The sequence below is a fragment of the Erwinia sp. 9145 genome (assembly GCF_000745075.1).
Taxonomy (GTDB): domain Bacteria; phylum Pseudomonadota; class Gammaproteobacteria; order Enterobacterales; family Enterobacteriaceae; genus Erwinia; species Erwinia oleae.
Genome location: NZ_JQNE01000001.1, coordinates 922,439 through 942,351, shown reverse-complemented (window position 1 = coordinate 942,351; position 19,913 = coordinate 922,439). Strand labels below are relative to the sequence as shown.

The 19,913-nt window shown below is 50.8% G+C and carries 26 protein-coding genes and 1 pseudogene; 3 read left to right on the top strand and 24 right to left on the bottom strand.

Annotated elements, in window-relative coordinates; translation table 11 throughout:
* Positions 1–3: 3 nt before the first annotated feature.
* The 18 genes and pseudogenes from FA91_RS04730 to FA91_RS21305 form a co-directional block, all read right to left on the bottom strand.
* Complete coding sequence (locus FA91_RS04730; protein WP_051937013.1) at positions 4–3,507, bottom strand: phage tail tape measure protein; 3,504 nt, start codon at positions 3,505–3,507, stop codon at positions 4–6.
* On the bottom strand, positions 3,507–3,818 hold the full coding sequence (locus FA91_RS04725) for a DUF1799 domain-containing protein (protein ID WP_072032286.1): 312 nt from the start codon (positions 3,816–3,818) through the stop codon (positions 3,507–3,509). Before FA91_RS04725 ends, FA91_RS04730 begins: the two co-directional genes overlap by 1 nt.
* Complete coding sequence (locus FA91_RS04720; RefSeq protein ID WP_034913034.1) at positions 3,818–4,129, bottom strand: phage tail assembly chaperone; 312 nt, start codon at positions 4,127–4,129, stop codon at positions 3,818–3,820. Before FA91_RS04720 ends, FA91_RS04725 begins: the two co-directional genes overlap by 1 nt.
* A gap of 55 nt (positions 4,130–4,184) precedes the next feature.
* Positions 4,185–4,862: a phage tail protein gene (locus FA91_RS04715; RefSeq protein ID WP_034913032.1), complete on the bottom strand. Its 678-nt coding sequence runs from the start codon at positions 4,860–4,862 to the stop codon at positions 4,185–4,187.
* A gap of 66 nt (positions 4,863–4,928) precedes the next feature.
* The gene (locus tag FA91_RS04710) at positions 4,929–5,339 is read right to left on the bottom strand and encodes a phage tail terminator-like protein (protein ID WP_034913029.1); all 411 of its coding nucleotides are present in this window, start codon (positions 5,337–5,339) and stop codon (positions 4,929–4,931) included.
* Positions 5,336–5,920: a hypothetical protein gene (locus FA91_RS04705; RefSeq protein ID WP_034913027.1), complete on the bottom strand. Its 585-nt coding sequence runs from the start codon at positions 5,918–5,920 to the stop codon at positions 5,336–5,338. Before FA91_RS04705 ends, FA91_RS04710 begins: the two co-directional genes overlap by 4 nt.
* 1 nt (position 5,921) lies before the next feature.
* Positions 5,922–6,272 carry a hypothetical protein gene (locus tag FA91_RS04700; protein WP_034913024.1) on the bottom strand — a complete coding sequence of 117 codons (351 nt, stop codon included), beginning with the start codon at positions 6,270–6,272 and terminating at the stop codon, positions 5,922–5,924.
* The gene (locus tag FA91_RS04695; RefSeq protein ID WP_034913022.1) at positions 6,272–6,757 is read right to left on the bottom strand and encodes a DnaT-like ssDNA-binding protein; all 486 of its coding nucleotides are present in this window, start codon (positions 6,755–6,757) and stop codon (positions 6,272–6,274) included. The genes FA91_RS04700 and FA91_RS04695 overlap by 1 nt, the downstream gene beginning before the upstream one ends.
* Positions 6,758–6,764: 7 nt before the next feature.
* Positions 6,765–7,346: a hypothetical protein gene (locus FA91_RS04690; RefSeq protein ID WP_034913020.1), complete on the bottom strand. Its 582-nt coding sequence runs from the start codon at positions 7,344–7,346 to the stop codon at positions 6,765–6,767.
* Positions 7,328–8,785, bottom strand: coding sequence for a glycosyl transferase (locus tag FA91_RS04685; RefSeq protein WP_034913018.1), 1,458 nt, complete (start codon positions 8,783–8,785; stop codon positions 7,328–7,330). Before FA91_RS04685 ends, FA91_RS04690 begins: the two co-directional genes overlap by 19 nt.
* 390 nt (positions 8,786–9,175) lie before the next feature.
* On the bottom strand, positions 9,176–10,159 hold the full coding sequence (locus FA91_RS04675) for a major capsid protein (protein ID WP_034913013.1): 984 nt from the start codon (positions 10,157–10,159) through the stop codon (positions 9,176–9,178).
* Positions 10,160–10,172: 13 nt separating this feature from the next.
* Positions 10,173–10,871, bottom strand: coding sequence for a hypothetical protein (locus FA91_RS04670; protein ID WP_034913011.1), 699 nt, complete (start codon positions 10,869–10,871; stop codon positions 10,173–10,175).
* Positions 10,872–10,958: 87 nt separating this feature from the next.
* Positions 10,959–12,068, bottom strand: a complete 1,110-nt coding sequence (locus FA91_RS04665) for a phage Mu F like family protein (protein WP_034913009.1) — start codon at positions 12,066–12,068, stop codon at positions 10,959–10,961.
* Positions 12,043–13,461, bottom strand: a complete 1,419-nt coding sequence (locus FA91_RS04660; protein ID WP_034913006.1) for a DUF4055 domain-containing protein — start codon at positions 13,459–13,461, stop codon at positions 12,043–12,045. Before FA91_RS04660 ends, FA91_RS04665 begins: the two co-directional genes overlap by 26 nt.
* 4 nt (positions 13,462–13,465) lie before the next feature.
* A complete protein-coding gene (locus tag FA91_RS04655) occupies positions 13,466–14,773 on the bottom strand; it encodes a terminase family protein (RefSeq protein WP_034913004.1) in 1,308 nt (435 codons plus the stop codon).
* Positions 14,751–15,512 (bottom strand): terminase small subunit, encoded by a 762-nt coding sequence (locus FA91_RS20035; protein ID WP_051937011.1) that lies wholly within the window; start codon positions 15,510–15,512, stop codon positions 14,751–14,753. Before FA91_RS20035 ends, FA91_RS04655 begins: the two co-directional genes overlap by 23 nt.
* 2 nt (positions 15,513–15,514) lie before the next feature.
* A complete protein-coding gene (locus FA91_RS21195; protein ID WP_034913002.1) occupies positions 15,515–15,889 on the bottom strand; it encodes a hypothetical protein in 375 nt (124 codons plus the stop codon).
* A 27-nt stretch (positions 15,890–15,916) separates the two neighbouring features.
* Positions 15,917–16,089, bottom strand: a pseudogene (locus FA91_RS21305) (terminase small subunit); the annotation flags it as partial.
* 26 nt (positions 16,090–16,115) lie between these two features.
* On the opposite strand from FA91_RS21305, the gene FA91_RS04640 reads away from it, so the two are divergent.
* The gene (locus FA91_RS04640) at positions 16,116–16,394 is read left to right on the top strand and encodes a hypothetical protein (RefSeq protein WP_034912998.1); all 279 of its coding nucleotides are present in this window, start codon (positions 16,116–16,118) and stop codon (positions 16,392–16,394) included.
* A 64-nt stretch (positions 16,395–16,458) separates the two neighbouring features.
* Here FA91_RS04640 and FA91_RS20340 read toward each other — a convergent pair whose 3' ends face one another.
* The 6 genes from FA91_RS20340 to FA91_RS04610 all read right to left on the bottom strand — a co-directional run bounded on the left by FA91_RS20340 (position 16,459) and on the right by FA91_RS04610 (position 18,806).
* Positions 16,459–16,914, bottom strand: a complete 456-nt coding sequence (locus FA91_RS20340; protein WP_072032337.1) for an XF1762 family protein — start codon at positions 16,912–16,914, stop codon at positions 16,459–16,461.
* Positions 16,915–17,100: 186 nt separating this feature from the next.
* Entirely contained in the window at positions 17,101–17,370 is a 270-nt protein-coding gene (locus tag FA91_RS04630; RefSeq protein ID WP_034912996.1) for a hypothetical protein, read from the bottom strand.
* Complete coding sequence (locus tag FA91_RS04625; protein ID WP_034912992.1) at positions 17,367–17,624, bottom strand: hypothetical protein; 258 nt, start codon at positions 17,622–17,624, stop codon at positions 17,367–17,369. The genes FA91_RS04630 and FA91_RS04625 overlap by 4 nt, the downstream gene beginning before the upstream one ends.
* The gene (locus FA91_RS04620; protein ID WP_034912989.1) at positions 17,624–18,163 is read right to left on the bottom strand and encodes a glycosyl hydrolase 108 family protein; all 540 of its coding nucleotides are present in this window, start codon (positions 18,161–18,163) and stop codon (positions 17,624–17,626) included. Before FA91_RS04620 ends, FA91_RS04625 begins: the two co-directional genes overlap by 1 nt.
* The gene (locus tag FA91_RS04615) at positions 18,160–18,390 is read right to left on the bottom strand and encodes a hypothetical protein (protein WP_231566747.1); all 231 of its coding nucleotides are present in this window, start codon (positions 18,388–18,390) and stop codon (positions 18,160–18,162) included. Before FA91_RS04615 ends, FA91_RS04620 begins: the two co-directional genes overlap by 4 nt.
* Before the next feature lie 2 nt (positions 18,391–18,392).
* The gene (locus FA91_RS04610; protein ID WP_034912988.1) at positions 18,393–18,806 is read right to left on the bottom strand and encodes a hypothetical protein; all 414 of its coding nucleotides are present in this window, start codon (positions 18,804–18,806) and stop codon (positions 18,393–18,395) included.
* A 212-nt stretch (positions 18,807–19,018) separates the two neighbouring features.
* Between FA91_RS04610 and FA91_RS04605 the strand changes: the two genes are divergently transcribed.
* Positions 19,019–19,396, top strand: coding sequence for a hypothetical protein (locus FA91_RS04605; RefSeq protein ID WP_034912986.1), 378 nt, complete (start codon positions 19,019–19,021; stop codon positions 19,394–19,396).
* Between the two features lie 18 nt (positions 19,397–19,414).
* Positions 19,415–19,903: a hypothetical protein gene (locus tag FA91_RS20030; protein ID WP_051937009.1), complete on the top strand. Its 489-nt coding sequence runs from the start codon at positions 19,415–19,417 to the stop codon at positions 19,901–19,903.
* Positions 19,904–19,913 lie beyond the last annotated feature (10 nt).

Sequence of the window (19,913 nt, the reverse complement as noted above, 5' to 3'; positions counted from 1 at the left end):
TCATTAACGTGATTTGTTTGCCGACCAGATAAGTCCGCCAGGGCGGGATTCTCTCTGTATGCCATCCATCACAGCACGGTCTATCGTTTGTTTGTATGCCTTACCTAATGCATCATTACTGCCGGATGTCATTTGCTGGCTGTTATCACCCTGCACAACCACTGATGTCTGCACATTGACGCCAGCGGAACCAGAAGACTGAAGCCCATACATCGGTGCGTTTCCGCCTACCACCCCACCATCGGCGTAGCCGCGCATCATGCCGTAGAGGTTTGAAACCCCAATACGCTGCGTGGCCTCTTTGGTGAAAACAAATTCGCCTTTGTGTACAACTCCAGCAGGATCATGCTTACCACCGTCGCCGGTATAGCCACCAACGTCGAAGCTGTAGCCCAGCGCCGAGGCTCCCGCCTGAACAGAGCGCAACACCATCAGTTGGGTGATCATCTGCACAATGCCTTTAAGAAAGGTCGTCAGAAAGTCCTTGAAGCTGGCTTTGCCGGTTGTGAAGAAGTCCGTTAGCGTGGATGCCATACCCATGAATGCGCTTTTGGAGATGTCCTGTACCTGCCCATATATGTTGGTTGCACTATCAGCGAATTCCGCCCACCCTTTTTTCGCCCCAGAAACCCAGTCAGATCGTAAGGCATCCTCCGCAGAGTAATAATCTTCTGCCGCCTTGAGTTCTTTCTGGTATCCATCGTCTTCGAGGCTGCCGCCAGCGTTTTGCCAACCACTGCGCAACTGAGCAAAAGTGCTTTCCCGACCTGCTTGCCGATCACTTAATGTCGAGCCGACGGTTAAAGCCCGTTGTTTCTCAGCCATCTGAGTGACGTACTTTGACGATGTATCTTGCAGCTTATTCAGCCGTTCCTGAGCGGTAATCTGGTCACCCAGTTCAGCTTTCTGACGTGCCAGGGCAAGCACCTTATCTTTACTGGATAAGAGTGATTGCTCCTGTTTAGAAAGTTGCCGATTGCTGGCCGCTGCTTCAAGGACAGCGAACTGAGCTTCGGTTTTCCAAAGGTCTTTTCGCTGCTGACTGATGACATCTGTAATGCTGCTATGCTGCTTCAGCACTTGCAACTGAGCCTGTAACGCCAACAGTTCGCCTAGAGATGAGTCCTCAGCGCGCTCACCGGCTGGCGTTGTATAAGCACGCCCTTTTGGTGTCTTCGGGTCTTTATACTGATTGTTGATGTTCGCCAGCCGCTTATTGTATTCAGCATCAGACATGCCAACATTGCTTTTCGAATCAGCAGAGGCCGCCGAGTTCATCCTGATGCGCTGTCGATCTAATTCAGCTATAGCCTTTGTACGTTTTTCCGCATTGGTAAGTCCCTGGTTTAAACCATTCTGTAAATCGATAGCATCTTTGAGATTCTGATTGTGCTGGGCTCGAGCTTCGCTGGCTGCCTCTTCTTTGGCAACCTGGATGTCGCCCTGAAGAGTAAATGCGTTAATTTGTGCATTAAGTACCCCAAGCTCTTTTCGCCACTCATCAAGTCTGCCGTTATTTCTGTTATATCCGGTAGCCTCTGAGTTGCTGATCTGCGCTTGTATGCTATCTCGGCGGTTCGTAAGTGTTTTTAGTGCCTCATTTTGCGTTGGTGCGCGTCCGATACCTTCGATCGCATCCCACATACCCTTAGCCATATCTGTCAGGCCACGGATTATAGTTGATACAGTACCTAGTGAATCTTTCATGTTGCTGGCAGCGCGATCCATGCTCTGTGATGCAGCCTGGTTGGCTGCGGCCAGCGCCTCAGTATACTTACCCTCTTCCTGCAAAGCGGCAATGTGTTCGTACTGAGCGGCCGACAGGAAATGATATTTCTCGTTTAGAGCCAGAATCCCTTTCGTCGGATCATTAGCGATGGCAACAAAGTCCCTGGCGAGCTCATCAAGAGCAACACCAGACTCTTTGGAAAACTTCGACAGCGAGACGGTCAGATTTTCAAAATTTGCACCAGCAGGAACGCCAGCCCTGACCAGTGCATTGAGTGAATCGGCAGCGTTGGAATATGAAATCCCTGCCTGATTGGCTGCTGAAACCGTTCGCAGTATTGAGGTGGCTGTCAGGCCTGAATAGCCACCAGTCAAAGCTAAAGATTTACGCAGTTCCTCGTTCTGTGCATCGGCTTTATAAAACTGATATGCCACCAATGCCCCGGCAGTGACTAATCCTCCAAAAGCCAGACGCAATGGCGTAATGAGACTCAGCAGGGCTTTAATAGAATTACCTACGCCACCGAATGAGTCTTTAATCTGACCGCCCTGCTGGATGGCTATCATCCAGATGGGCATACCACCAGCAATGGAGGTCGCAATATCTGTGAACTGAGCAGGAAGCATTCGCATAGCCTGGCGATATTGCCCGGCAGAAATGGAGCCATTCTTCCAGGCGTTCTCCTGCTCCCTGAGCCGGGCAATCATCGGAGCTGCCTGGGTAGACACTCCGAGTTGTGCCGCTTTCAGCTCTAAAAGCTCAGAGCGCGTCTTCCCTATGGAGTTAACCTGCTCCTGAAGGGAATTAACAAAATTCTGCTGAGATGCAACTAAACGAGCTGTTTCAACTGCCAGCGCTCGTTCTGCGGCTTCCTGCTCAGCAAGAGCCTGCTTCAAGCCCTTTGCCGCAATGGCTGCTGCACGCTTCTGATCAGCTTCGCGTGCCTGAGCAAGTTCCTGATTGCGGATTTGGACAATATAGGGGGCAGCCTGTGCTGACAGGCCCATCTGAGCAGCTTTAAGTTCCAGCAGTTCCGAGCGAGATTTACCAATCGCTACTGATTCGTTTTGCAGGGATTTTACAAAATTATCTTGTTGCGATTGCAGCCGGGCCTGCTCGCTTGCAGCCTGCTTTTCAGCAGACTCTTTTTCTCGCAGTGCTGCTGCGGAAATTTTGGCCTGCAAAGCCTGGTTAGCGATTGCGTGCTCTGTCTCACGGAGCTGATTGATAAAGGGTGCCGCTTCCTGAGAAAGTCCTAATTGCGCAGCGCGGTACTCAGCAATATCAGCTTTCGATGCTCGAAAGGTTGCAGCCTGCTCTGAAAGCCCCTGAAGAAAAGAACGCTGAGAAACAGCAGCCCGCTCTGCCGTTTGTGCCTGCTCAATTCGCGCCCGGCCTTCGTCGGTTTCAGCCTCCATAATCTGAGCAAGTTTAAGTCTGGTCGTCTCAAGTACCGAGTTGTAGCGAGCAAAGTCCTCATCATCCACCATTCCCTTAAGGCGAAAATTTGAAAGACTCTTCTGTAAGTCATCAAGTTGATTAAATGCACGATTTACCGGACTGATTTTGTTTAGCAGCGCCTGAAGTTCCTGCTGCTGCTGGCGCGTCGATTCGGTGCTGCGCTTTTGACTTTCTGTACCGGCTTTAAATACTCGGTTGAGATCATCAGCTTTACCGGCTGCACTACCAGCCGCACTCTGGAACTCATCCAGCGCTTTGTTGCCGCGCTCAAGCTCCGAGGTATTCACACGAAGCGATATTGTTGCAATGTCGGACATCATGCCCCCTTGTGAATGACGTTCAGCGCTGCACGCTCCATAACGCGAATATCGTTTAGCGCGGTTGCCTCATCCTCTATACCATACAATTTCATCAGCCAGGGCATGACGTTATAATCCAGTCCTGTCACGCCGCCCATACTAACTCGCCACTGTGTGCTGGCTGACCGGAACACGTTGAAAGCAGCCCATGCATCCGGCCATACATCTACCGTGGTTTCTTCCTCGGTGTAATCGTCAGCGCTAAGGCCGAAGGCTGAATAGTCTTCTTTGGTTGGTTCAGGCGTATAGAACTGTGAGGCAACCGCTATCAGTTTTTTTCGCGATTGGACATCAATTCGGTGTAATAAGTACGGGTAATGGCCTCAAGCGCGCGGGGATAGTTATCCAGTAACGTTTCAAGATTATTTCTTTCGAACTCATCAGGAAGAGCCCAGCCTTCAGTGATTTCCATCAGAAAATCCACGGCGGTTTTACCCTCGAGTCCTTCCAGCTCCGCCAGGCTTTTAAGTGGCTTGTGACGAAACGTAAAAGTGACGATGCCGTCCTCTTCCCCGGCTCGGGGGATTTTTACATCAGCCTTGAAGGTGGGATTGGGATGTAGTTGAAATTTCGATGCCATAATTTCCTCGGCAGAAAGAAAAGCCCGTTACCGGGCTGAAAATATTCGGCGGTACTTAGCTGCCGGGCTGCACTTCTTGATCTTTATAAAAGGTCATGTCGCGCGACTGCACAGAGAATGCCGCCTGGACAGTTTCAACGGCATTAACTGCTGTCGTAGGCTGCGGATCGAATGACGGGACACCCGACCAGTAACGCATCTCTTTGGCCTTCGGTACGTACATTCGCAGCGGCAGTGTATCGCCGGAGCGATCGCCAGCACTGAGAATCGGGTATATCGGTAGCGTTGAGTCATGTGCCAGGGTGAATGTTTGAGATTTTGCAGCCTTATACGTGGCAAGGTTGCGCTGGCGGTCATCCGAAAGAAACTGAATCTGGACATACTGCTGATCGCCACCGGACTGAGCTACTTCTGTGATTTGTGGGATTTCAGTCCAGCCGGTCACTTTGCGTAACGTGCCAGCCCCTGCGCCCTGGGCAAAGAAATTCGTATCGCTGCTGTTAATCACACCAATTGTTACGCTGGCTGCGGTTTGCGCTGAAACGCGCGCTACCAGGTTATCAATCAGCCCCCAGCCAGATGAGATGAGTACAACATCATCCACCACCAGACCGTGACCACTCGCAACTTTAAATACTGCGCCGTCAGCGTTAGAGACATCGGAGACGGCAATCGCAGTCGCCAACTCTGAGCCCACGAACACGGTCGCGCCATTAGGTAAAGCAAAGCCCATGATGGTTTCTCCATTATTTGGACGTAAAAAAACCGGCTTTCGCCGGTATGTTTGTATCGCTCAGGTTTAAGCGATGATGTCAGCGCGATAATTCATGCTGATGGGGATGGTATAAGCAGTGTCGTTCGTTATGCCAGCGAACTGCGCTGGCTCGCCCGTGATGTAGCAAATAAAGCCATCACCTTGCATCTCCGCACCGTTCACGAATCTTTCTTCAATTAGGCCGGCAATCCGCCTCCCTTCGCTTCTGCCAATTCCGGCAGGAATAATCACATTGACCTGATACACGCCGATGAAAACTTTGCTTCTCTGACTCAGGTCAATGGCGTATGGAGTGGCAGGCAGATCATGCGAAGTCAGGTAGATGCTGTCGGGTGGTTCAAAGTCAATGTTGTCGTAGGCGACCTGGATGCCGTTTGCGGCTGCCCAGTCACCAAGCCGCTCTTCAAGCAGTTCTGTAATAGCTGGCCTGCTCATGTTGACACCTTCCTTACGGCTTCTTCGAAAAACCTTTGAAACTCTGCTGCGGTGATTCGCACCATGCCGCCAGGCGCTTGTTTTGAATGGCCCATCTCAAGCGGGTAGGCATAAGGCACATTGTTAGTGAAATAGACGGCATTCATGCCCACACGGAATCTTTCAATCACAAGATTTCCGATAGCCTTTGTCATACTTCCGGATTTGTCGATGCGACCCGTTTCACCATCTGGCGCAGCATCAAAGCCTACCTGCCAATTACCGCGAAATCGTCCGCCCGTATAGCCTGCCGGCACTCTTATATCCATACTGTCTTTAATCAGTCGCCCGCGCTTCAGGCGACCTGTTTTTGTCAGGTTGTCAGGATCATCGCGGAGTGCGCTATTGTGCTCAGTAACAGCGTTGTTATAAGAGACCGCCGTCTGATTAACCTCCCATAATTCGGGATTGCCAACCGGGGACATCTCGACCAATCGTGCAAGAATCTTTATACCGACAGTGCGAACTACGGCTTCCTGATTCATTTTCGCCTGGTTCACGAACGCATTAACAGCTGCTACGAAAGACTGGTTGTCTGACATATCATGCCCTCAATTGAGCCTTATAGCAGAGGACAAGGCTCGCAGGTTTAACGGGATTAGGCTGCACAATCCGATACTGCTTCTCATCGACAAGCACCATGTCACCAATCACCAGGTCAGTATCAGCGCTGAACACAATACGCGTATCGCCAGCTTTGATGAGCGAGCCATCAATTTCTGAAGGTGCATATTCTGTACGTACTCCAACTGCGGTAAATATGCTATCGGGTTCTTTGATTTCTTTTCCTGCCACCACGGTGACCTTGCCTTTACGGATCACGCTGTACTGCATTCCATTTTCGGTGAGCAACCTTTTCGATTTGGCGCGAAGCCTGAGATAGTTCATTGCCATTAGCCGCGCCTTACGTCGAAGTTGAACACACAGCCACTTTTTGTCAGGCCACGAAGCATCGCATTGAGCCACGGGAAAGACACAGTGCCATCATTACTTGAGCCGTCATATTGCACCGTCACAGCCCCTTCAATGCGTTCCATCGTTACTGCTCCGCCGCTTTGTGTTGGGTTAAGGTCTGTTTCCTGCGCCTCAACAGCCAGGCGGCACTGAGCCTGTTTAATGCGCGTCGGAATAATTGACTTATCGATCTCTTCGCCATCAATAAACACCCGATCTCGCGGCCACGCCAGCGGCTGACCGATGGCGCTACGGGAGCCTTTCCAGTTCACAGAATCGAGATAGTCCATAGCCTGCACCAGTAACTGCTTGCAGGTAGTGTCATCGGTGGGAATGTCATAACCTCGCGCTGTAGAGAAGTCGCGTAAATCGCTTACGCTGGCATAACTGTTAAAATCCGGTGATGTAGGGTCGGTGTTAAGCATTATGTCCTCAGCTTGCCAGTTGCCATGCCCGCCTGACTTCTGTTCGTTTCGCACCGTCAGGGTGTTTTTCAACGCTTTCGCCGTCTGCATGGTCAACGAGCGAATAGGAGGGGTAGATCACATCTCGCCCCCATGCCCGGCCAATGGCATAATCAGCCGCAAGATGCAGGGGCCATTTATCGAGAATGCGTTGAATATGCTGCTGCGGGATGCTGTAGCAGACGCCGTGAATTAGCGTTGGCAGAGTAATAAAATCGGCGTTATCAGCGAGTTTGCGCTTAATCTCTGACTGCCATTGCGGCGGCCTGCCTGTGCCAAGATAGAAACTCAGTAGATCATCGGGGTATCGCGCCAGCCAGCCAACGGCTTTATCTTTAAATTCCGGAACCGGCAGCGCATCATCTTCAACTATCACTACACGGCAATTCTGCTGCCCTGCCCACTCAATGGCGCGGAAATGGTTCCAAGCTGCGCCGTTGTCACCTTTATCAATGAGGGTCAGCGCCCCAAGTGATTCAGCCAAATCATTCGCCTTATCGCGCCGGGAGTGATGGCCGACCACCACAAACTTTATTTGTGCTGCCACCATGCGAACTCCCTGCCGGCTCCATTGGATTTAAAGACCGTATTCACTAACGGGCCGGTGATTAACCTGTCGCGATGGTGATAACTAACGATGCCGAAAGCTAACATGTCACCAATCGCTGCGGCCTCCTGCTCTTTCTTCCAGAATCGATTACTCTCGATGCGGTAAAAGAGTCTGATAATGCCGTGAGCTATCGCCATCACATCGGCACGAGCACCGCCAAGTAAACCAGCATTCAGCATCAGTTCATTGCGATTTTGCTCGACAAATTCCTGATATATGCGTTCGGGATGGTGTGTTGATGCCCATGGGTCAGCGTAGGTTTTTGGTTCGGAGCCAACATAAATTTTGCCAGGCTCCATTTCATTCCATGGCTCTCGGAGCATCTCAACGTCAGTACCATCGGTACACCATACAAAGTGGTATTCGGGATGCTCGCGCAAATGCTGCCAAATATGCAACCAGCGCCGGAAGTAGACATTCATCTGCACATCGGGAACGCGGAAAAGAGTTGCGCCTGCTGGCGCTGATTCGAGTTCGTCCACCAGCACAACAGAATCAGCGCCTGTCACCGATGAGGCCCATTTGCTTAGAAGTTCAGGTGATGCCACCAGCCTGGAGCCGCGCTGCGGATCTGGCTGGCTTGTCAGTAAGGTGGTTATCACTACATTGCGCTGCTGCCGATAATCCGCGTAGCCGGTATAGCCAGCTTCTCGCCGTTCGTTGTGAATGCGGACGTTGTTCCTTACCTGCTGTTCTCGATCCGTGCGCGGTACTGAGCGCTCTACTGCCTGATGTTCGTCCAGCGAGTGAATCAGCTTTTCCGATCCTTTCACGTCAGCAAAGGCCCAGGTGGTTAATCCGGCGTTGTGAATGCGCAGGGCTAAATCGCTGTGCTCGTACATGCCGCGTCCATAGACCGGATCGAAACCGCCAACCTTCTCTATCGCTGAGCGGTGATAATAAAGCATCACACCACGCTGGCCTGTGTAGGCAACGTGTTTATCGTCGCAGTACAGCACTGCGATATCGTTTAACTTCTGCCCGGTGGCGAAGTCCTTAAACTGGTATGCAAGGTGCGGTTCTGCCGACTCGACGTACGGGCGCTCCCAACCATCAGTAATGGGCCATGCATCATCGTCCCAAAGAAAGAGATGCTCACAGCCAGCGTTCATCAGTACTTCGAGGCTTCGGTTTTTAGCCGCTACAATGCCAAGGGATTCATCTTGTCGGATCAATTTCACGCCATCAGGCACAATCACCGGTTTAGATGAACCGTCATCAATGACCACCACCTGCGCACCTACTGGCAGATGCTTCAGGTGCTGATTCATTGCACTGACTAAAACGTCATGGCGGTTATGGGTAGAAATGGCGATGCCAATATTAGAGGTACGATTAGTGACTGGGGCGTAACGAACGCCATCGATAACAACGTCCATATTCTCTCCAATAAAAAACCGCCCGGAGGCGGTTAGTGATAACTGGCTTTCGCTTAGTTGAATAAGCTCATCAGCGGGAATACCCGAAGCCGCGGAGGCCAAATTTGTTTTTAATATCCTTATAACTTTCCATAATATATTTAGACATAAGCGCCCCCTTAATTTTATTCATGAGATAGACAGAAACCAGACTAATTAATTCAGCCACGGCAAAATTTAAAAGAAACGCAAGTATGCCGCCACTTGCGCCCACTATTACATAAGTAAGTACCATTCTCGTAAGGCAACCGCCGCTTGTTATCAACGCAATTGTTACTCTTCATTGTAAAGTGCGTCAATAAGATATTTATGGCGGTTAAACGGGCATTAGCAAAACAATCTGACTTTGACTTAAGAACCCGCAGCCTGTGAAAGCACGGCGGCGAATGGCACCTGCTTACGATCAAACACACGCTCCCAGTTTCCGGCAGCGGCCATCTGGGTGTAAGTCGGCGTCTTGTTCGGATCGTCTTCACCCTTCCAGCTAAAGCCGGCTGGCTGGATGATGTATGTCTTGCGTTCCCACAAGATTTCCGCACCACCACCATTGCCGCCGTCAGGTTTACGCTGTAATTCGGAAGGGGTATGAGGAGTACCGACCCCGTAACCAAAAGCACCTGAGCCGAAGAATACAGAGAGATAGCTGCCATCTGCATACTTCAGGCTGTCATCCATGAAGATGGGCTTGCCGAGATAAGTGCGCAGTATGATGTTGCCGGTTGAGTCGCGCAGGTATTCAATCAAATCCTGCTCAGCCATCTGCTTCATGATGACTGAGTGAACACCGAGTGCAGAGAATCCGTCAGCAGCATCACCTGCCGTATAGGCGGCATCAATGAAGTTCTGCGCATTGATTCTTGCGCCAGCCTGAATGACCATGTCGCTATCATCATTGGCGATGTTTGATGCAATGACACCACGAGCAGCACCAATCAGATAGCGCTGCCACTGGCGAGTCCAGTAGGTACCGAAGCGGTTACGGATCTGAGTCATTGGGTCGCTGTTTGCCAGCTCAGAGGCCAAATCGGCTACGCCATAGCCCTTGTTCAGGAACAGGGTACGCGCGCGCATGTTGCCCTGTGTGGCTTTGCCTACTTTGCCAATCTCGTCAGGGTCATCAGTAGACGCATTTGGCGCTTCATCTGCGTCCAGGTCCTGCCAGTAGCTAACAGTCGCTGTGCCCTGGCCGTTTTGCGCAATAGCATCCAGCGAAGGAAGTCGGGTGATGATGCCGGAATCGTATACAGCAGTTTTCTCCGGGCTGTTGACCGGTGCGATGGTCTGGTAGTAATCGCTGACGAAAATGTCTGAAAGACGGGTTGCATTAGTTGCCATGCGGCGTTACCTCTTATTGATTCTGCGTGGCCGCAAGACGATCAAAAGCCTCGCGGTCTTCCTGGAAAAGCTTGAGGCGTTGAGCCTCAGTTAAATCACTCCATTTTTTGCCGCCGCCGCTGGCGAACGTCGGGCTACCAATACCACCGGTACCGGATGCCTTACTGCCGATAACAACAGGCGCAAAAAGCTTGTTGTTACGGAATTCTTTTTCTAAGTCATCAAGAGTTGCTGCCGAAGGCTTGCCTTCAGCGTCAACGATTCGTGTTTTTCCTTCCTCAACAATGAGGCGGGATTTAATATGCGGTGTCATTACTGCCGCACTGTCACCGGCCAGCTTGGTAGCCAGTGACTGAGCGACATTGTCAACCAGCAGCGTATGCAAGCGACTATCGCGCTCGTCAATCTGAGCGAGCAGCTCTTTCTCGCGAGTGGAAAGCTTTTCAGCCCAGCTTTTTTCAAGCGTATCCAGATCGCCTTTCTTGCGGGCCTGCTCTTCAGCTGCTTTTTTAGCTTCATCTTCAGCCAGACGACGTTTTTCCTGTTCGGCTTTCTTCTCACCAAGCAGTTCGTTTACTTTTTTTTCCAGCCCTGAAACGTCCGGTGCGCCTTCGATAGCGAACTGATAACTTTCGCCAGCTTCGGCATAAAATGCTTTCTGAGAATCATCCAGCGCGTCGAACTCTTCTTTGGACAGTTTGAACTTGAGCATCTATAACCTCGGGTCAGATGTTTGCAGTCTCGGACTGCGGGAAATAAAAAAGGCCACCAGATGGCAGCCTTTTATGATTGGATTTGATTACAGTCCGGCATCCTCAAATGCCCTACTGTCTGTTTCTCGCAATTGCTCCAGCGATAACCATTCCCCTTTATCACTGAAAAACTCTGATGTTCGCATGCCACCCTCTCGCATCAGCCGGGCGCGCTTCTCACCGAGTACATCAATCTGACGCGACAGAGGTTGGCGCTGGAGCCACTCGCCATAGGAAGTATCACTGGCTACCTGACCGTCCATACTGGCGCGGGTTCCGGCATCCATCTCATCAACATTGAAACCAAGTTGCCGCCACGACTTGGTGACGAACGTTTCCATGCTGCGGCAGCAGAAGTGAATGCGGCCTGGCCCCTGCAAATAGGGAACCTTATGCCCAACCGGTTTACCGTCCAGAGTGTATTTCAGCCGGTCGCGGATAATGCAGTCGCGTGAAGTCTTATTGTCCAGCGTGGAAAGCCATTGTTTACTGTCAATGATGTCGCCATTTGCATCAGCAAAGCTTCTTCGGGCAACGGAAGCAACGTGATTTACTGCCGTCTTTGTGATGCTTGCAGCGTTTGCGCGGCTTATCTGCAAAGCGCCATCCTGATAATCATTTGATGCAAGACCGCGCACCTTCCGGGCGATTCTCTCCGTTGTGTCGCCCAGCAAAAAACCGGAACGGACGGCATTGCTTATTCGAGCCAGCCTGTCCGATTCAAGGTTGGACGCCCACTCGCTCAGTAGCCTCCCCTGAAATGGCTGTGCCATTGCTGCGGCATATACCATTTCAGCGGATAATGAGGTGAGAGGATAACGGGATAGCACCGCTTCAGGCAGCAGCGATTCAAACAGACTTACCTGATAACCAGATTCATGTTTTGCGAACTCCAGCAACTCATTCGTTAGTCCGGCATGCATTGACTCAATAGCTTTCTGATTAGCCTGCCTGACGCTTCCAAGCAGGCTTTCCAGTCTACTCACGGTGAAGCTGTCGCGTGGTAAATTATCCATCGCTATCAGCAGCCGTGCGGTTAGCTCTGAATCACTTTGATTGAGCAACTTCACCATGCGATTAGCAGTGCCAGTGCCATAGCGGCTGACGAATAAGGAGTGCGCTATCGTTTCGTCACGCAACCTCTCGTTGAGGGTCATTGTTATCTCCGGCCAGCATTGTTGGTGCGAGGTTCATCAGCTCATCAACCACATCATCAGGCTTTTCGTCCTGACCTATCAGGCCGATTCGCTGCTGGTAGCGAACAAAATCAACCAGCCTCATTTTCCCGGACTGAACAGCACTCAGAAGCGCGGCAATCGCCTGGGAGTCGAGGTTGGCGATTTCGTATTTCTTGTTAAGCTCTACCCCGCCTTCCCCACTGCCCGCAAAACGGATAGCAAACGTCAACGCACGATTGATGGCCTGCTCAACGTTCCCCGCACAAAGTGACAATATAGAGTTATCAGTTTGCGCTTCGTCACCAGCCTGCGTGGCCGTTCTGGCAGCAGTATTACGCTCTACCAGTTTTGCCCCCAACATTGCCATCTGGTTTTCCCGTCGCTCAGCCAGCGTAATTAACACATTACGTTCCTCTGGCTGAGCGAATTTGAGATCGCCGCCAACCGGCAACAACACGCCTTTTCGGGAACCAACTGTAAATCCATCACTTAGATACTTATCCGCCCACTCATCTGTAAGGCCGGTTAAGCCGACCATCGGCTGACCGACTGTATGCGCAGACTCCGCGATATCGGCTTCTGCCTGGTAGTGGTGGATATTCACATAGGCGATATCAGCCAGAGGCGGCGAATCTGGCGTGTGGTCATTATTGCTTGCGCCAATCCATGACCATGGCAACTCATTCAGTACAATGCCGTCGGCATCTTTAAGTGGAATTAATTCTCGCCCCTCTATCCGCTCAGTTCCCTCTTCCCATTTACGAGCATGAGCAACGCCGTTAATCAGGCGCAACTCAATCCAGTGACGCTTTAACGTCAACTCGAATTCATCCGGATCGTCCACCGGCTCAAGGTAGTGAATTATCACCAACGAGGTTTTGCCTTTGGTTACTCTCCAGTTGATTATTTCCTTGGCAGTAAACAATCGCAGAACTGGACGGCCTTTAGTCGCCTGTGTTTGTATTCCTGAGCCGGTAAAATCAGTCATAATTCCCGCGCGTCCACGCTGAAGATTCTGCCCCAGAGCATCGCGTATCATCTGCTCCAGCGGCTGGCCTTCACCGTCAGCATCGTTTTCAATCTCTTCAATACCGCCACTTAGCTCTATCTTTGGAGGTTTATTGAAAGCAATGCCAATCAGGCCGGACAGTGTTCGCCCCGTGGCGTTGATGAACGCTGCTCGAAGTTTGTATGCTTCATAACGCTCACCGCTTGGATCATCGTTGGTGCTGTCATTGCTCGGATGCGGCAGGTACTTTGCACCCTTCTTCTTAATCTTGCGCTCACCATCAACACAGTCGCCGATCATCTCCCATTCAGGTAAAAACTCAGCGTATGCAGGATGGCGGTAGTCAATATTGGTATCAGCCATGTTTCTACCATTTGAAAGTGATCGGTTTAGGTACTGGTTTCACTATTGGAAAGTCTTTCAGGATGAAATACCCAGCGGCGTCGTTGGTGTGGTCGTTCCCCGCCTTTTTGTCGGGCTCGCCATTAACAGCCCATATCTGCTGCTCAAGGTTGTCGGTATAGGTGGGACACCGTTGCACATTCACCTTGTACCTGCGTTCGCCGATGGCATTACAAAACATGGCGTTCATCGTGTTGACCCGGTCTTTAACTGGAGGGTTAGCAGCATCCACGCGCACAGAGAAGCCGGAGTCACGCAATTGTGATAGATCGGTCTGGCTGGCGTTAACTGATTTACGCGAATCGCCTGAGGCGTCAGGGTAGATATAAATTTCACGCGTTTTCTCAAACACGTTTTCGGTCGTCTCTTTCCAGAACTGGCGCTTAATACGCTTTATCATGTCCGGCGTGTCGTAGCCGTTGGTGATTTCGGCCACAGCGCGCGGGAGCCCGTCACGCTTAACGTGCACAATCCCGGCCATTTTCCCTACGTTGAAGTCCATGCCGATAAAGATCGGCTCACCTGGCTGCTCCTCATCTTTGCAGTTGTTAAGCACGCGATCGAACTCGTGATAAACAGTGCCGCTATTGAGGTTCACGAACTGACCGCGAAGATACGCCTTTATCAATTCAACAGGATAAGAGCCCATCAGCGATGGGATGTAGTCAGCCGGAAGGTTTTTCTCATTGTCAAATGTGCTCGCCTGGACGAGTCCGTACAGGGAAGCAAGTTCAGGCTTTTCCCGCAACGCCTTTACGAATTGCTGGTAGACGAACTTAAAACCTTCGGGCGTGGTAGTAACGTCTATGCCGTTTCTCAGTCCGTCGCGTTTGTAGCGCATACGGGCAATGATTTTGCGCCATGCCTGCTGCGCTTTTATCGCCTTCATCACGTCAAGCTCATCAACCAGAGCGTTGCCGATCTTGAAGCCAACTATCGTCTCTGGCTTTTCCATCGAGCGGCAGATCGTCGTGCCGCGATAGACGCGGCCTTCGTAAAAGTGGACTTCCTTGTTGCTCTCGTTGATTTTTACATTCAGCCCCCAGTCGTGGGCCACTTCCTCAACCGTGGGGTAGAAGATGTCCCTTATCTGAGGATAGGTTGGAGCAAAGTATCCTTGGTTGACCTTTGGGAACTCCCAAAAACCTTTGCAGATGCCGCCGCAGCCAATCCACGTCTTACCGGAACCGAAGCCTGCAACATAAGCTTTGAATTTGTGAGGCATGGAAAGGAAGCGAGCCTGCGGGATATTAAGCGTCGGGCTGATCCCCATCGTAGTTCCTCGCATCTACTACATTCACATTGATCTGTACCGGTGTCGGCTCTGTGTCTCCACCTTCCTGTTCAGGCCCAAACAGTTGCAAGTGCTTCATCAGTTCAGTCAGTGCTGCCCGCTTATCGTGGAGCTTGTAAGTTGTCTCTTCAATGTCATCATCGCCGCGAGTCGTCACCTTCACCCTGATCTCTTTTATGGCCGCCGCCGCCTGACGTGGCAGATCATTGACGTTGGTTAAATCGCCGCGACTATCTAGGATGTCCTGAAAGTTGGAGAAGCCGATTGCTGCCATCTCAGCGATGACACGATCAGCCGTGATGAGTTGTCTCTCTGCCGCCGCCTGAAGCTGCCGGTTAACAGCCGTCCTGACCTTAGCCTTGCTTAGCAGTCGGGATGCGGTAACGGATGCAGAGTCTTCGCTATAGCCAGCCCTGATAGCCGCCTGAGTACCGTTTCTGTCTTTGACGTATTCAAGGACGAATGCGGCCTGCATGGGGGCAAGGTCTTCATCCTCAATAATTTCTTCGGCGCTGGTTCGCAGGTTCGCATTTTGGTTCGCAGTGCGAACTTCTTCAGCAGGGTTAGTGCGAACCTTTGCAGGCTTCACCCATCCTTCTGATTTAGCCTTCTTGCGAATAGCTGTATCACTCACGCCATGCTTTTCGGCCAGAGCACGGATTGAGGAATCGCCTGCACGATATTCGCGCTCAATAGCCTCCCAACCCGGTTTTGCCATAATTAATCCTTTTTGACTATGTGAGGCATAAAGTGGCTAAACATCCTGTCAAGTAGATAGCAGTAGGTCTCGTTGGGCTGGTCTGTTTGGACAGTAACTCCAGCATCGCTACAGCAGTAAAATGTTGCATGCGCGCACTCATGAACCAGAGTTGGCAGGCTATTGTCAAAGACACCTATCAAATAAAGGTTCTCTCCTGTTTCATCATCGATGAAATGCCTGCACCTTCCAGCGCAGTGAGAAATATCAGCAGGGTGTAGTCCAATCGACGCCTCTGCCTGCATCCACTCTTCTCTACTGCGGCAGAAGTAGATATTTGCGCAATGGAAAAGAGGCACAAAAAATCTTGGTAATTTAGGCCATTTCGCTTTTGCCATATCATTACCCTTAATTCATTGGTTTCACCGCTCCGCTTTGAGATCTGCGATACGGTTTCTGATATCAGTTTTTGTTAGGTTTTCACAACCAGCAGCGCGGTCGGTCTATTTGCTTTACCCCGCCAGAATGGCCGCTGCCGTGGGTTCAAATCGATGATGTACTCGCGACAGAACATTTGTTGTTTGTCGGTGAGTGCCATATTTATACCTTTGGAGAGCAGTATTCATGCAAATTGATAACGATTTTTTGAATAAAATATTAAGCGAACTTGCGGAAGAATACCCCGGCACCATGAGCCAAGAGGCTTTTAAAAGAGTCTGCTCTGGACAAACTGACGGGCGAAAAGTGGCTGGCCATTTTAAGCTTTTGGAAGAGCTGGGATATATTGAAACCGCGATCTATATAGACTATGACCACGAGCCGAGGATATATGAAGTTAACATCCATAAGACTCGAATATTCTCATCCGGAATCCATTTCTTAAAGGATGGTGGATTCCAATAGGCCAGTACGTGTAAGTAGCTAATTAGCTTTCCTAAGGCGCACTCGCAAATGCGCCTTGTGATGGTCAACGCTTTACTTCCCAAAGCACACGTTCAACTCCACCATTGCCAACTGGATCGCGACTCGCCTTTAGCTTCACTGACGAATCAAACCAGCTTGACCGCGCAGGAAGCTTTTTAACCTGATTGAAACCAGCAGCCCGCAGAGATGCACCAGACTCGTCTGCTTGAGTGTAGGTGATTATTCTTTGGTATCCCATTCCCCATGCTGCACGACGAACTGCCCCATAAAGCATTGAATTAGCATTTCGGGTTCCGTCAGTGCAGGTGCGGTTCACTTCAATGGTCAAGCCATCGTCGAAATGTCTTGCGACTGGACGCCCAGCCATTGCGACGCCTACCAGCACGCCATCATCTTCCAGCCCAATGCTAAATTTGTGGCCTGTTGGAGGCTTATTGTGGCGATGCAAATCACGGACAAAATCAGATGCCCGGCGAAATGTTACGGGGACAATAACCATCATTCACCTCATGCACTGATCAGTGATGCATTGCTGCAACCCGGCTATTTGCTCTCCGGCTGGCAGTTGGCCTGCCACGATTTGTTATGCGTTAGGATGGCGCGCTTGGTTGGATCTGAGAGCGTCAGTACATCAGCGCGCGTCAGGATAATGGGGTTGACCCATAGGCACGCCGTATCGACTACTTCAGTCCTTACGCGTCCAGTCCCTGAGCAACTCGTCGTCAACAGCGCTATCAGACATGCGGGTAACAGTGTCCTGTACATCTGCGGCTCCTTTGGATACTTCGCTTTGATGCCGGGCGGCGGCCTGCTGTGATTCAATGTTTGCTTGTGCTTCTCGCTCAGTGGCGGCCTGTTCGGCTGTGCCCTTACCTCTGGCGTGACCGATACCAAATGCCGCAGTAAGAGCAGCAATCAGCGCGCCGATGGCTCCAATGATTATTTCCCAACTCATGAGGATCTCTCCGGTTCGATAGCGGCATCAATCTTCTTCTCTTCAACCACCTTATCCACCGCAATCTTTTTGTTGAGGATGTTACCGCCTACGGCCACGCCGAAGTAAAGACCAAACATCCACTCGCTTAATTGCAGGTTGTAGGCATACCAGCAGATAACACCGGTGCAGGTCAGGAAGGCGATGGTCTGCGTCCATTTGCTCAGGGAGTGCTTGCCATCCCCAACGCTTTTTACGATGTCCGCTAATGCCATCAGACAGTCACCCGTTCAAACCAGCCGTAGGTGAATTCTTCGTTTGCCGCGCGCGTCTCAGACAGTTCGATGTACCGGGCACCCTGAAGGCTGTTCAGGGCCTTGAGCATCACGGTTTCGCCTGCCTGCTTCCGGCCTGACAGGAACGCATTCAATGCCGCGATGGTACGCGGGCCGATCTGACCGTCAGCGGTGATGTCCGGGTAAAGCTTGCCCTGATTGTTGAACACGTTCAGGGAGCGCTGGAGAAATTTAGCCGCCATGGCTGGCCCCATGTTCACGCCAGTGTCAGTAAGCTCGGTTGCGATACTCTCGCTGAGCGCTGCAACCTGATCGAAGCGCGGGCCATACCAGTAATCAGCCTCAAGGATAATGAGCGCTTTCTCTCTGGTGAGGTTACGCATGTCGCCGGTGTAACCATGCGCGCGGGCCACTGCCTGGGTGATTCCCCAGTTAGTCGGGCCGCCTTTGTCGTTTGGGTTGTTGACGTAGCCGCCCTCTTTTCCGAGGATGCCGTCAAAGATTTCCTGTCGCGTCATTTGGCCTCATCCTCCTTTACCGCTTCTGCTGTACGCTGGGGCAACTGCTCAACCCTGCGCTTAATCTCGTTCACAGTGGCGTCGCGCTTTAGTGCGTATTGCGAGTACTCCGCGCGGGCAATAAAATATCCGGATGTTACTCCGCCGAGGTAAATTCCAAATGACGTCGCGAACATGACGATCCACATTCGCCAGCTTATTGAAAACTCGTCGGGGGTTCGTTTCATGTTCACCGCGTCACCTCCAGCGATGTGCGTAGTTGTGCTATCTGGCTAACCAGATTCATGTTTGAGGATGTCAGCTCAGATACCTGGTGTTTCAGCGCCTCGTTTTGCTCTTCAAGATGTTTTTGCGAGCTTTCGATAATCTGCAATCTGGCTTGGGTATCAGCAATAGTTTTCCAGTACTGTCGGATGGTTTCATCTTTGGCGGCGTTGTCAGAACGCAGTTCAGTGTTTGTTTTCTCCAAACGCTCTATGTACTGCTCCTGTCGTTCAAGCATATCTATCTGCTGAATATCGTTGGCGTTACGCGCCTTGTTACTTACCCAATAACGTCCAAACGCCATCCATCCATTCAGACCAACGGAAAGTGCGCCACCCAGTCCAAGTAACGTTTCTTTGGTAAAAAACTCAATTGCCATACGGCCGTCTCCGGCAGCCCGGTAAGACCGGCTCTTATGCTGTTTAAAATGAATGCGCTAATGCGCTGAGGGAGTAACCGAAGAAGAATCCGCCATGTGCGGATTTTTTTGCTTAAATAACAAGAAATATATTGTACCGAAATCCGGTACATAGTATTATTGGGTTCAAGGGAGGGGGAACAAGCCAACTCCAACAGCCAAAGGGCTACAATATGAAATACATCTACGACACCAAATTAATTATGCAGAATGCCTGGGCTAAGGCCCGCGTAGCGTATGCAAAAAATCCTTCTGCTAAAACTCTTCGTCAGCGGTTTGTCTTCCAGCTTGGCGAAGCATGGCAGGACGCTATTGATGCCCGTAATCAATTAATGCAGCACGAAGAAAATAGAAAAAATGCTATTGGAAGAAAATCTCGATATATCGAGCTACTTACTGTTGCAGAAGAAAACAATCTCAACCACGGTCAGGAATGGGTCTGTGCAGAAAATAATTTGATGTTTAGTTCCTGGGGTGGTGAGCGCGATTTGTTTTTTGGCGCGCCGAATTCCTGGTTAGGCGAACAAATTTGCTATGTTTACACCCGCTAAAAATTTTAGGAGCTCATTATGAATAACGACAAAAAAATAGAGTTATTCACACGTGCAGGTGAGGCCGCCTATGGCTCGAACTGGAAATCAGAACTTGCACGCGTGTTTGGTATCAATGATCGCTCAGTTCGGCAGTGGGTATCAGAGGAGCGCCGTTTACCGGCATCAATGGTTCGGGCAATGGTGTCTCATTTGCGTGACCGCGCATATTTAATGCACAGAGAGGCTGACAGACTCATCAGAGAAATGAAATTCGACACAGACCCGGATTTTAAAGACATGAAGGTTTTATTCCTTGAAGGGCGCTTGCCACTACAGGAACGCCTGGGTAGCGATGCACATGATTTTTTATGTTTCGATGTTAACGGATTTATATATTGCATCAATAAATCTGATCGTGTTGTTGACCTGCATGGTAATGACACTGAGCTAAAAGGCGCTTCGATATTAGATCTGCGTGACGCTTTTTTTAAATATGTTAACGATCCAAAAAACCAGGTTGACTGACTGCCTTACG